This is a genomic window from Pseudoalteromonas sp. SR43-7 (genome assembly GCF_014163785.1).
Lineage (GTDB): Bacteria > Pseudomonadota > Gammaproteobacteria > Enterobacterales > Alteromonadaceae > Pseudoalteromonas > Pseudoalteromonas distincta.
The window spans coordinates 74,753-88,451 of sequence record NZ_JACJDY010000011.1 but is presented as its reverse complement, the minus strand read 5'-3'; the positions used below and the strand labels follow the sequence as shown (position 1 = coordinate 88,451).

10 protein-coding genes are annotated in these 13,699 nt (G+C 38.7%); 5 read left to right on the top strand and 5 right to left on the bottom strand.

The window, feature by feature from the left end:
• Positions 1 to 45: 45 nt before the first annotated feature.
• Positions 46 to 2,547, bottom strand: coding sequence for a S8 family serine peptidase (locus H5087_RS10255; RefSeq protein ID WP_182671953.1), 2,502 nt, complete (start codon positions 2,545 to 2,547; stop codon positions 46 to 48).
• A 584-nt stretch (positions 2,548 to 3,131) separates the two neighbouring features.
• Between H5087_RS10255 and H5087_RS10250 the strand changes: the two genes are divergently transcribed.
• Genes H5087_RS10250 through H5087_RS10235 form a run of 4 tightly spaced genes read left to right on the top strand, consistent with a single transcriptional unit; the run spans position 3,132 to position 6,262 of the window.
• Positions 3,132 to 4,634 (top strand): curlin, encoded by a 1,503-nt coding sequence (locus H5087_RS10250; protein WP_182671952.1) that lies wholly within the window; start codon positions 3,132 to 3,134, stop codon positions 4,632 to 4,634.
• A gap of 41 nt (positions 4,635 to 4,675) precedes the next feature.
• Positions 4,676 to 5,074 (top strand): curli production assembly/transport protein CsgE, encoded by a 399-nt coding sequence (locus H5087_RS10245; RefSeq protein ID WP_182671951.1) that lies wholly within the window; start codon positions 4,676 to 4,678, stop codon positions 5,072 to 5,074.
• Positions 5,064 to 5,489, top strand: a complete 426-nt coding sequence (locus tag H5087_RS10240; RefSeq protein ID WP_024595597.1) for a curli assembly protein CsgF — start codon at positions 5,064 to 5,066, stop codon at positions 5,487 to 5,489. Before H5087_RS10245 ends, H5087_RS10240 begins: the two co-directional genes overlap by 11 nt.
• The gene (locus H5087_RS10235; RefSeq protein ID WP_182197166.1) at positions 5,489 to 6,262 is read left to right on the top strand and encodes a CsgG/HfaB family protein; all 774 of its coding nucleotides are present in this window, start codon (positions 5,489 to 5,491) and stop codon (positions 6,260 to 6,262) included. The genes H5087_RS10240 and H5087_RS10235 overlap by 1 nt, the downstream gene beginning before the upstream one ends.
• Positions 6,263 to 6,343: 81 nt before the next feature.
• Here H5087_RS10235 and H5087_RS10230 read toward each other — a convergent pair whose 3' ends face one another.
• From H5087_RS10230 to H5087_RS10215, 4 genes are all read right to left on the bottom strand, one after another.
• Complete coding sequence (locus H5087_RS10230) at positions 6,344 to 7,033, bottom strand: LuxR C-terminal-related transcriptional regulator (protein WP_024595599.1); 690 nt, start codon at positions 7,031 to 7,033, stop codon at positions 6,344 to 6,346.
• A 184-nt stretch (positions 7,034 to 7,217) separates the two neighbouring features.
• A complete protein-coding gene (locus H5087_RS10225) occupies positions 7,218 to 8,720 on the bottom strand; it encodes a trehalase family glycosidase (protein WP_182671950.1) in 1,503 nt (500 codons plus the stop codon).
• A gap of 14 nt (positions 8,721 to 8,734) precedes the next feature.
• Positions 8,735 to 9,973, bottom strand: coding sequence for a sugar MFS transporter (locus tag H5087_RS10220; protein WP_182671949.1), 1,239 nt, complete (start codon positions 9,971 to 9,973; stop codon positions 8,735 to 8,737).
• A 175-nt stretch (positions 9,974 to 10,148) separates the two neighbouring features.
• The gene (locus tag H5087_RS10215) at positions 10,149 to 11,156 is read right to left on the bottom strand and encodes a LacI family DNA-binding transcriptional regulator (protein WP_007378432.1); all 1,008 of its coding nucleotides are present in this window, start codon (positions 11,154 to 11,156) and stop codon (positions 10,149 to 10,151) included.
• Between the two features lie 285 nt (positions 11,157 to 11,441).
• Here H5087_RS10215 and H5087_RS10210 point away from each other — a divergent pair, with 285 nt between their 5' ends.
• Positions 11,442 to 13,694 (top strand): TonB-dependent receptor, encoded by a 2,253-nt coding sequence (locus H5087_RS10210; protein ID WP_182671948.1) that lies wholly within the window; start codon positions 11,442 to 11,444, stop codon positions 13,692 to 13,694.
• Positions 13,695 to 13,699 lie beyond the last annotated feature (5 nt).

The window sequence follows — 13,699 nt, the reverse complement described above, 5'->3', positions numbered from 1 at the left end:
TAAAAAAGCCCAGCAATGCTGGGCTTAAAGTCACTTTAGGAGTAGTTAGTTAAATGAAACCGTAATGATGTTAGAACATACATTTTCAGTTACACATAATTGGTAATCGTACGATGGTAATGTAGCACCACGTACGTAGTCGCGGTAACGACCTCTATCAGCAGTAGTATCTACAAGCTCACCATTACGGTAAACACTTAGTGATTCAGCGCCAACACTTTCCCAACTAAGCTCTACACGCATAGTATCAAGGCGAGACTTATTAGCACGTTTTAAGGTAATTTCTAGCTCTACATCACTTACAACAACCGTTTGAGTTGATGTACTTGTATTGCCTTCACTGTCTGTTACCGTTAGTTCTACATCGTAATTACCTGATGCTGCATACACATGCATAGGGTTTTGATCAGATGATGTTGCACCATCGCCAAAGCTCCAGCTCCACTGTGTAATATCGTTATTTGAATCAGTGCTTGAATCAATAAAGTTAACTGTTAAGCCTTGTGTCTCAACGTCAAAACTAGCACGTGGTGGTTGTGGGCTAACTTCGCCAATAGCGCTTAGCGTTAATGACCAGCCATTAATTGTGCCGGTATCGGCTGCGGCAGTATCTTCTACTTGTAGTGTCCAATCGCCTGTAGCAACTTCGCCGTTAAATGATTCAGAAGTAAAGCTTCTAACTATGTCGTCGTTTGAACCACCCACATTGCTTTGTAGCGTTACTTGTGTGCCTTGAGCAGATACTAACTTAACCACTAAGTCGCCAGAGTAAGTATGCGAAATATCTACATCAGCAGTAGTACCAAATACTGTTAAGTCATCAGGAACATTAATTACTGACACTGCACCTACTGGCGAGTTGTCAGGAATATCAACACTTGTGTTACTGCTGTAAGTAAAGTCGTTTAAGCCAACAGGTTGAACCATTAATTTAACTGACTGCTCTTTAACAATATCACCAGCTGTAGCTGTTACAGTAAGCTCGTATTCGCCCCACTGAGTGTTAGTATCGGTTTCAACATTTAACATTACCTCATCGCCTGGGCGCGCTGTAAGCGATGATAAATAAGCGCCGCCTAATGTTGTTGATAACTCAAGCGTTACTTCTTCATCCCATTCGGCAATTGAACCAATTGTAAATGTGTAGTTTGTAGCTTGGCCTGCTTCAATTTGTTGCGTAAGTGGATCAGCTGATATTTTAAAGCCAGGTGTAGGGTCTGCATCAATAAGCGCTTGGTTAACATTAAGACGAGTACCTGCAACCGTTACACCTTGTAGCGCAGCATTTGCATCGCCAGAGTTCATTAGTAAATCTTTCAACTCTTGAGTGCTAAGCTCAGGATTAATTGACAACACTAACGCTGCTGCACCTGCTACATGAGGGGTTGCCATAGATGTGCCAGAGTAAGATGCATAGCTCTCACCTGGTGTAGTAGATAAAATAGCACTACCCGGCGCGCCCATATCAACGCTTGTTAAACCATAATGTGAAAACCATGAAATACCATCGGTTTGATCTGTACTTGCAACCGATAATACACTTGCGTTTTCGTAGTTAGATGGGTAATGCGGGTTAACATCGTTATCAATAGTATCGTTACCAGCTGCGGCTACAAAGAGTAAATCCGCCGCTTCGCTTGATGCAATTGCATCTGCTAGTGCTTGGCTGTAACCGCCACCACCCCAGCTATTATTTAATACGCGTAAGTTAACGCCTGAGTTTTTAAGGCTAACCATGTAATCAATACACTTAATGGCGTCTGATGTTGAGCCACTCCCCGCAGCATCTAAAAACTTACAACCAACAAGTGATACTTCATGGTTAACACCTACAACACCAATACCATTGCCACCACTTGCGCCAATAGTACCTGAAACGTGGGTACCATGGCCTTCGTCATCCATAGGGTCGCCACTGTCAGTAATGGCATTTATACCATGCACGTCATCTATAAAACCGTTACCATCATTATCAATACCATCTCCTGGTATTTCGCTGCTATTTACCCACATATTGCTCGCTAAATCACTGTGGCTGTAATCAATACCCGTATCGATTACACCTACCACTACATCGCGGCTACCTGTCGAAATATCCCATGCTTCTACTGCATCAATATCAGCGTCTGCTGTACCACCCGTTTGGCCATCATTATTTAAGCCCCAAAGCTCATCAAAACGAGGATCATCTGGCGTACGTGCAATGCTTACTTGGTAATCAGGCTCTACATATTCAATAGCTTGATGAGACTTTAAAAGCGCAATTGCGTCTTTAGTGCTCATTCCCGACACTTTAAACTTAGCTAAGCGACCTGAAAGTAAAGACGTATAGCTGTCATCAAGTTCATCTTTATTTAGATCAGTAATTTTAGCTTTAACTAATGAACGAGCCTGCTTACGCATTTCTTTCGTTGCATTACTTTTATATTTAACAATTATAGAATCACTGCTAGCAGTTACAGATTGCTTTACACCCACATCAGGAACTTTTGCAGCTGCTAAGCACGGAAGTAAGGCAAGAGTAATAATAGATAATTTTTTTTTCATTGTTCTATCCATAGTTTTTTTTGGGTTAGCTTAGATGCTCTAAGCACGTTCTTTCACTATTTCGAGTACAAGGGATCACATGGCATACCCTAAGGAAACAACCAAACTAATCATTTAACAAGTTAAAAAATAAAAACGTTGTTAAAACCAACAATTTTGACCAGTTAAAGTATAAAAAAAACACTAAAGACAGACCTTTTAATGAAATTCACGCAAAACCATTTACCTAATAAAGGGTCGGATATTTTTACTGCTTTTAGATTGAATTAATAAAAAACCTCAACAACCTCACCATAACCCACTGAAAAATAAAAATTAAAAAATTGGTAAAAAATGATGATTTCAGAAAATACATTTGAGGAATACAGTAATTGGGTACTTAATAATTAACAGTTATTAAACGTAAGTTAAAATAATGACAAAGCGTTTAGTGATAATTATTAACTACATCGAAAAATTTTACTCTAAGAGCTTTTCAAGCGGATCACAAAACATTATATCGGCACGGCATGCTGACACAGCAAATACCTTATAAAACCTATAAAATTTAAGGTGTTTGGTTTTAATATTTCAAGGAGAAAATAATGAAGTTGAACAAATCACTTTTAAGCTGCGCAGTTGCAATTGCAATGGGTACTAGCTTTGCTTCTTATGCAGATACTAACAACAAATCAGCATCAAGCTCAGAACTTGCTACCAACGTTTCTGTAGCAAGTGTTGAAAACTCAATGACTCTTATCCAAACTTTTAATGAAAATACTGCACTACTTACACAAGATGGTGATAGCAACACCATGCTTGTAACAACAACCGGTAATAATAACGAAACTGAAGTTGTGCAGAGTCAATTTGGTAATTATGCTGAAGTAACCACCACTGGTGACAACAACCTGCAAGTATACAGCCAAGATGGCGTTGCTAATGGTTTTATCTCTGAAGTGACTGGTAATAATAATATGTTATTTGTTTCACAATTTGGCCAAGGCTTTTTTGTAAATAATGAAGCGATTAATATTGTAACTGGTGATGATAATATCATTGATGTTGAACAAGGCACTGGTGGTCACTGGTTCTACAACATGGATATGCAAGGTAACGCAAATGAAATTACCTCACTGCAAACCGGTGAATGGCATGAAGCAGAAATTACGATGCTTACAGGCGACGAAAATACTCTTGATTTAGTTCAAGACGGTTATTGGAGTACCTTTAAAGTAAGTAGTTTACAAGGCAATGACAACGAGCTTGAAGTTGAACAAGTAGGTGATCGTAATGCTGTAGCATTTAGTGCAATTTCTGGTGATGCAAATGAAATTGAAATTGAGCAAGATGGCTTAACTAATGCGGTAACGTTTGCAACTGTAATTGGCGACGACAACCAAATAGATTTAGATCAAGAAGGTTCATTTAACACAATTGAATCAAACTTATTTGAAGGTTCTAATAATGAGGTTTCAGCAACACAAGTTGGCGCTGAAAACTTAATGACAGCTGATTTAATTGGTGACAACAACGAACTAACTTCAATGCAAAACGGTGATTTAAACGAAGCCTACATGGGTGTAATTGGTTCAGACAATGAATTTACATCAGCCCAAATAGGTGATTTAAACTCGATTCACTTAGCTAACTTTAACGGCTCTGGCAATGATGTTGATTTAGTACAAGCTGGCGATGAAAATGCCGTACTTGTTCAATCTTCATACCCAGATGTAACGCTTACATCTAACGATAATGACATCGATATTGCTCAAGACGGCTCTCAAAATGAAGCAATTGTTACCCTTGCTGGCATTTTAGATAGTAATAACAACCAAATTGATATTGCACAAAGTGGCACGTTAAACCTTATTGATATGATGGTTGAAGGCAATAACCACAGCATTGATATTTCACAAACAGGTGAAGGTAACTGGGTTACTGGCGTTGAACAATCAGCATTTTTAGTTGGTGGTGAAAACGTATCGTTTAGTGTTACTCAAATTGGTAACGACAATATTGTTGAAGGCTCAGTAATTGGCTTTGACAGCACTGTATCTGTTACCCAAATTGGTGATGGAAACGCAGCAACAATTACTCAAATGTAATTGTTGAGGTGGGGAGAGTGACCCTCTCCCCTTTTTAAATTATGAAAAAAAATACTAACTTTAATCGTTACCTACTCACACTTTTCCTATGTTTTTCTGGGGCAACTCATGCTGCGGATGAACTAGAAATAGATGGCTTATTACTTGATAGAAGTATTAGCCGCTTTGGTCATCAATTTTATTATGAATTTTCAAACTACTGGCGAGATCTCCCTTCAACAGCTGGTTTTAATATTGAAATAAAAGAAACCGTAATACCAAAAGCGGGTACACAACTTTCTTTAATAATGAATAACCAACTTGTTTACGCGACTTATTTAGGTCGCAGATTAGAACCCCTCGATGAACGTGTTGAGCAAGCTGTTTATACAGTAATAGATGCAATGGCTCGCTCAAACATGGCTGCATCAACACCAGATATGGCTAAAGATGGATGGTAAAATGAAAAAAATAGCCCTTATAATAATAACAATATTAAGCTTTTCAGCTTCCGCGACTGAAATAATTTACACCCCAATAAATCCAAGCTTTGGTGGTAATCCACTCAATGCAAATATGCTGCTGAGCAAAGCACAGGCTCAAAATAAGCACAAGGCTCCGGTAATCGAAAAAGGTTACGCTGAACAATTTCAAGACTCTTTAGAGCGCACTTACTTAAACCGCATGGTAAGAGAAATTACCGATATGGCTTTTGGTGAGGATATTGAAGATAGTATTTTTAATCAGGACTCAATTTTTATGAGTGGTGATTATCAAATTGAAGTTATAACCAGCACAACCGATTCTATTACAGTAAAAATAACAAACATATTAGATGACTCTGTTGTGATCATTGAAGTACCGAGGTTTGGATAATGTATAAACTACTAATAACAATAACATTACTGGGTTTGAGCGGCTGTACAAGTTTAGGTAAGCTTATTCCACCATCACAGCAAAAAGCAATTAGCCTAGAGCCAACTGAATTATTTGCAGACTTAAAAAACTTACCAAAACCTGTTGGCAGCATTCCGGTATCGGTCTACTCATTTAGAGACCAAACAGGTCAATACAAACCACAAACTAACGTTAGTTCGTTTTCGACTGCCGTTACACAAGGTGCTAATTCAATACTCGTACAAGCACTGCATGAATCTGATTGGTTTACACCTGTTGAGCGTGAAGGTTTACAAAACATTTTAACTGAGCGAAAAATTATTCGTGCAGGCCAAACTGATAACCCTAACCAGGCTGAGTTACCTCCACTTACCACAGCTAAAATCATTTTAGAGGGCGGTATTATAAGCTATGACACCAATGTAAAAACGGGTGGGTTAGGTATGGAATACTTTGGTATAGGCGCATCTGAGCTTTACCGTGAAGATGCTATTTCAATTTATCTACGCGCTGTGGATGTTCGTACAGGCCAAGTGTTGCTTAGTGTGGCCACCAGCAAAAAAGTATTAAGCCAAGAGATGCGTGCAGGCTTTTTTAGATACGTAAGCTACAAACGTCTAGCTGAAGCTGAAGCCGGCTTTAGTGACAACGAACCTATGAGTATTTGTGTAACTCAGGCAATAGAAAAAGCACTGACAGACCTTATAACAAAAGGCATTGATAAAGGCTTATGGGCTAAAAAAGTGAGCTAATTACACAGGCCGTCATAATAAATAAAAAAGGCTACTAACAGTAGCCTTTTTTATGGCAGAAATTGAGATTATATATGCTATTTATTTAGCCATTGGTAATAAAACAGAAACGTAACGCTGAGCCCAATTCGCAAGCTCTACCCTATTACGTGAGTTAGTTTTTTTAAACGCACTGTACAAATGTGTTTTTACAGTGTGGTCGCTAATATTGAGCTTATCAGCAATTGTATTGTTACTCGCACCTTGTGCAATTAAATGAATAACGGACTTTTCTCGCTTTGTTAAATGATCGTAATCGTCCTGCTTTAATTCAATGTCGTCATGTAGGTTATTAAATGACGATGCCACGGCTAAAATATCGTTAAAAGCTTTTGAAATCACTTTACGCGTAAACCAAAGCTCGCCAGTATCAACACGAACTAACCCTTTAAAAATATCTTCTGGCGCATCAGATTTATAAAAAACACCATTAAAATGGTTAAGCAATAAGTTTTGCTCGCACACATCTTCTTTATCAACATTAAAGATAACAACACTATGGTGTTTAGCTAAACAAATAAGGTCTGCGGGAATGAGATCTTGCCATTTGCTTTTAGCACCATCTATTAAAAACAAATCATAATTTGCACGCTGCTCAGCTTTAGGAATAACATCGTCCATTTTAATATCACCAAACAAGGCCTGTAGTGTTCTTAAAATAGCTGTGTAGTTGTGTGAATGAAAAGATGATTGAAATGTAGTTTTTACGAATACTGAGTTTTTATGGGGCATAAATTTCGTCCTTGAAACATTTACACTACATTACCTAAATCAAATACAACTTACAATGAGATTTTGGTATTAAAATAAAGTTATCGTTTCTCACCCTAAAACAGATAAAAACCTATTAAATCAATACATAACCTACATTACTTTTGTTTTAATAATTTTTTTGTAAGATAAATAACAGATCGGATTAGTAGTTTAGTAATTTATAAAATCGAGTCGTTACGCCATTAGTCCAACCAAAACCCTGCTGTACTTGATATTCACCACCACCGGCTAAAACCGCTGGTGTGCACACATTGTATTTTTCGAGTAAGCACTTATTTACTGCAAAATTTTGCTCAACCATATTTACCCAATTTTGCATTATATGTGTACTCAATTGAGTAATACCGTAGTTATTAAGCCCTTTTACCGCAAGCCATTGGAGTGGAGCCCAACCATTTGGACTATCCCACTGCTGAGGCGTTTGAGTAATAGTTGTAACAATGCCACCCTCTTTTAAAAATTCATTGGCTAATATTGTAGCTACCTTGATTGCTTGCTCATTACTGGCTAAATTAACAAATAAAGCAGTAGTTGCCGCTGCACTAAGTATTGGAGATTGAGTCGTTGTACGGCAGTTATAATCAACAAAAAAACCGGTTGGTTCATTCCAAAGGTAAGCATTAATAAGTGCCTTGCGATTGCTGGCAAGTAATTGGTAATGCTCTGCTTGTTCACTATTGCCGAGCAATTGAAAGAATTTGCTTAATTGATTCTCTAAGTTGTACATAAGGCAGTTTAAATCTATAGGAACAATATCAGTTGTTTGAATAGAGCTTAGTAAATTAGACTCACCAAGCCAACGAGAACTAAAGTCCCAACCCGACTCACATGCAGCGCGAATATTACGATAAAAATCAGATTTTTTCTCCTTCGCCAACCCTTCCGCTAGCGCTAAATCTTCACGCAATGACTCTGCTCTTGGCTCACTTACATCGTCCCAATAACGATTTAAAACACCACCACAAGGCATTCTTACTACCCGCTTTGAGCCCAATAAATCACTCGAAAGCAACTGCGCGTCTTGCATCCAAAATATATATTCTTTTTCAAGTGCTGCAACACACATAGCAAGCCATTGCGTATTGAGTGATTTGCTATGCGTATGTTCCCATAATAACTCGACCATGAGTGCTAAAACCGGTGGCTGCGAGCGTGATAAATAATAGCGACGGTTACCATTTGGAATACAACCATAATCGTTAATTAAATCGACAAAGTTAAGTAGCATATCTTCAACTACATCACCTTTATCTGCATCGATTAAGCCCAATGCTGTAAAATAACTATCCCAATAGTAAATCTCTTGAAAGCGCCCGCCAGGCACAATATAGCTGTGCTTTAGTGCTAGTAATGAATCTTGCTTCTGGGTATCCGCCTCTCTTCTAAGGCCACTCCATAACGAGTCTATATAATGTTTAACCGATGACGTATCAGCCTCAGTGCCCATTGCTAGCACTGGGGAAGTAATAAAGTGTGCGTTTACAAACTCACTAAGCTGCGTATTAGTTAAAGGCGCTAATTGTTCATAGCTTTTACATGCACTTTGCCAATTAACACGCGCAATTGCATCTGCGAATGTTTTACAGTCGCTAAATACATGCTGCATTTGAACATCTTTAAATAATTGGCTGTCAAAAAAACTCATAACTTTCCTTACTGTTAAGCTGTCGTTGCGTGTTGTGAGATAGCGTCGGTTCGTTTTTTGAAGAAAATCACGCTAATAAAAATCAAACTAATGGGAACCAAAGAAAGGTAAAACGCATGCTGGCCACTAAAGTGCTCAAATACATAACCAGTTATTATTGAGCCTGTTGTTCCACCAAGTGCTGAAAAAACTACAATTAAGCCAGTCATAGCGGCATGACGATGTTTTTCAAGAGCGCTGAGCATAACTGAGTTAAGTACCGGATAAATAGGCGCCATGAAAAAGCCAATTAACGGTAAAATAAATGCAGCAAGTGGTGCATCAAATAAGCTAATTACTGTATTTTCAGTAACATTCTCAGTAAGCGGTAGGGTAATAAGTATGAGGCTGGCCATCGCAATTAAACAACTGCTCAATACAACAAACCAGTGAATGTGTTTAAGTACTTGCCCTGCGACTAAGCGCCCAAATGCAAGTGCCGCAGCAAAAATACTGGCCAGCTGAATACTAATAGCTATAGGAAGTTTTAAAACTTCATTATTGAATGTGGGGAGCCAAGTACCTACGCCCTGCTCAATTAATACGTATAAAAAAGCACTAATTATAAATATGAGTACTAACGGTTGATATGTTAGCTTAAGCATGGCGATAAAATCGAACCAACAGGAGCGTTTAGTTTTACTTATAATGGCGGGCTTTATAGGCGCAGCAATTACGCTCGCTATAACGATTAGGGCCAGAGCTGCTAGTAAGTAATAAACGTTGAGCCACGCGGTTGAATCGTTTGAATCTATAAAAGCAGTAAAAATCCAATAGCCACTTAACACACCAACCATGAAAATGCCCTCAATGGTGTTTAACAATGAAGAGTGGCTATTTGCATCATCTGTCACTTGGCCGATAATAGAGTAAACCGACACTTTAACCACAGCAAAGCCACAACCAATGGCGGCAAATAAAATTTTAAACGCATAAAAGTCACTAATTGAAGCCGTACTTACACAAGCAAGGGCAACAACAGTAAGTGCCCCAAGCATAGCCAATTTATAGCCTAGGCGAGGAATAAACGAAGCCACTACAAATGACATTATCGCAATGGATAAATCTTTAAACCCCTCAAGCACTGAAGCTTCTGTTTTACTTACCCCAAGGGTATTTATTGCCTGCAAAATAACGGTGCCCACGCTATTCAACAAAATAGCGAAAATAAAGTAACTTGCTGCAATTGCCAGTGTGACTTTTGTTTTACTCATAATTGCCCTCGCTTTACAGCGTTATTTAAACGCTATAACGACCTTTATTGTATGCCCATAACGAGTGCATACACAGTGTGTGTTTATATCAGTGAGGTTTGAGTTTAGTTTAGAATAGCCCTCAATGCAATCGTTTGCATTTTAAATTTAACATTAACTCAACATGATTTATAAACTATCTTTTACTTGATTGGCGGGTAATCAGTTCAATATCAATTACTTGTGATTCAACTTTTTCACCAGCTAGTTGCTGCATCAACTTTTGAACTAATAGCGTGGCTGCGTACTGTGTGTTTTGTCGGATAGTTGATAATGAAGGGTGGCTAATGTCGGCCATAGCAATATCATCAAAACCTACTAGAGCGACATCATTAGGAATGCTTACATAACGCTCTTTTAAGGCTTTCATGGCACCTAAGGCAACCATATCACTACATGCAACTATAGCATCAAAATAAAGGCCTTTTTCACGCAGTAATTGGTTAATTGATTGATACGCTGAGCTACTTGTAATATCAATAGATACAACATGTTGCTCTAATTTATGGGATGCTAATGCGGCAGAGTACCCTCTATGACGCTCACTAATTTCACCATGTTCTGGATCACCTAAAAATACAATGTTTTTAGCTCCGTGCTCTATTAAATGCGTTGTTGCTTGCAAGCCTCCCAAGTAATTGTCACTTCCTACAATGGGGTAGTTGCTAGGTGTTTTAGGATCTCCCCATACCACCAGCGGAATACCTGCGTTAGCTGCATTTTCTATATTGGTTTGGTTTTTACCTTGACCTACAACAATAATACCGTCTGCACGGCGGCTATTAATAAAATAATTAGCCCAATCGTCTTGCGCCATGATGGAGTTAGATAGTAAAAGCTCTAACCCTTGCTGATTAAGTGCAAGATTAATTTCGCTCACTACTTTAAGTAAAAACGGATCGCTAATCGACTGCTCTGTTTGTTCGTCAAGGTTAATTATAACCGCAACTACATTGGTTTTTTGTGTCCGCAACCGACTTGCAGCCGTATTAAGGCTAAAATTATGCTCTTTAGCTAAGCGCTGAAGTTTATCGCGGGTTTCTTGCTTAATTAGCGGATTATCATTAAGCGCACGCGAAACTGTAGAGGTAGACACGCCTGCTAGTTTCGCTAAATCAGTTAATTTAATTTTTTTGTTATTCATGATCTTCCTAAATAGTCGCTTACCACTGATCAATACAATTATCTAACTCGCTGACAATATAGCATTATTATTTTTTGCTGGCGCGAACAACGACCTAAAAAGTGTTTAACATATAAATAAGCTCAATAAATAAACTATATAAATTCATAAATAATTTACAAATAAATATTGCAAACGTTTGCATTTATCTCTAAGGTTTCAATATACACAGCCTATTTACAATGATTTTTAGTAAAAAGGCTGCTGAAATACACTGTTTAATACACTAAAAACGGGATCACACACATGAAAATCAATAAAGCAAAAAGTACATTAGCGTGTGCAATTACTTTAGCGCTTAGCACTCAATGCGCATTTGCAGCAGAGCAAACACAAGAAAAACAGAAAGTTGAGCGCATTGTGGTATCGGGAACACCTACGGGTGTTGGAGTTAGAAAAATTGATGCCAGCTATGCGGTAACTAATATCGATAGTGAACAAATTATTAAACTGTCTCCAAAAAGCACCGCTGACTTGTTTAAAGCAATACCTGGTGTTTGGGTAGAAAGCTCAGGTGGTGAATCGGGCGCTAATGTATTTGTTCGTGGTTTTCCTGGTGGTGGTGATGCCCCATTTTTAACACTCAGTATTGAAGGCTCACCTATTTATCCTGCTTCAACATTGTCATTTTTAGAGAACTCATCAATGTTTCGTATTGATGAAACCATTGAGACAGTAGAAGCCCTGCGTGGTGGACCTAATCCTGTTTTATCTAACGGACAACCAGGATTAACAACCAATTTTAGATTAAAACGTGGTGGCGAAGAAACAGAAGGCTTATTTAAATACACAACTTCTGATTACGACTTACAGCGAGTTGACGCTGTGATGAGTGGTGAAATTACTGACGATTTATACTTTATGGTTGGCGGTTACGTAAAAAGCTCACCGGGTATTCGTGATGCGGGCTTTACTTCTGAAAAAGGTAGCCAATTTACAATCAACATTACTAAAGATTTAGACAACGGCGAGCTTAACTTTTATACCCGCCAAACAGACGATCACGGTGCATGGTACTTACCAACACCCCTTAATGTTGATGGTATTGACGCAGAATATACGCAACTTGGTACGCTAAACCGTCAAGCAACAATATTTACAGGCCCCGATGCGCAAGCACTTGATATTGACCTAGGTGATGGCCGAGGGTGGGACGGCCATGTTTCGGGCGGTAGTATTAAGCTAGAGCTAAAAGGTGGTTGGCATTTTTCAGATCGCTTTAACATTACTAAAGGCGATGCAAATACCTACGGTTTAGTACCTAGTGGCTCAGCAACAACGGTTGGAGCAGTTGCTGATAACGGCCAAACTGCATTTGGAGCAGTTACAAACACTGAATACGCAAGCGATACCCCAGTCCAACAACTTGGTCGATGGGTAGTACTTAAAGAAATCAGCTCATTTACTAATGATTTAGCTTTTTCGAAGAAATTTGGCGACCTATCAACAACCTTTGGATATTACACTGCAAGTACTTCAGCAAAAGATTGGTGGAGCTTAGGTAACACTGCATACCATGTACTTGAATCAGGTGGCGAAGCATTAACCGGTATTGAATGTAATCAAAACACCAATGGTTGTGATTTTAACTACGACATAAGCTCAACAGGTGATGCGCGCACTAACGCGTTTTATGTCGCCGGTGAATACAAATTTGCTGATGCATTTACACTTGATGTTGGCGTACGTCAAGAAAACCACGAAGTAGAATACAGTGTAGATGAGGGCCTTGACGGTATTATTACTAAAACCGTTAGCTATGATGAAAGTAAAACATCGTGGACTACAGGGTTAAACTATTCAATTAATGATGATATGGGTGTGTTTGCCCGTGTTAACCGTGGTTATAAAATGCCTTACTTTGATGACTTTAGAGATAACTTTGATGCTTACGAAGGCGGCGAAAAGCTTATTAAAGAAATAACTCAAGGCGAGCTTGGCTATAAGTTAATTACTGAATCAACCGACTTTTATGCAACCGTATTTGTAAATGAAGTTAAAGGCGACACATTTGTAAGACGACCTGGCGTGCCAGCAGAAATTTTAACAAACGAAGCATACGGTATAGAGCTTGATTACAACTTTAATCATGATTCTGGTTTTTCTGTTAATTTAAATACGACATTACAAGATGCTGAAATTACAGAGAGCCCAACAAACGATGGTAACCAGTCGCAGCGCCAACCAAAATGGCAAGTACGTATAACGCCAAGTTACGATTTTGAGCTACAAGGTATGTATGCAACTTTATACGGTACGCTTTCAGCGGTTGATGATCGCTTTGGCAATAACGAAAACACTGTAACACTCGACGGCTACGAAAAAGTTGATTTAGGTTTAATATTAGAACCAATGGAGGGCATCAAGCTTCAAGTAGCAATAGATAACTTAACGGATGAGCAAGGCATTACAGAAGGTGATCCACGTAATGCTGATGCACCAAATGGTCGTTACATTATGCCTCGTACAACGCGCTTTAGTGTAAGTTACGCGTTTTAAATAAA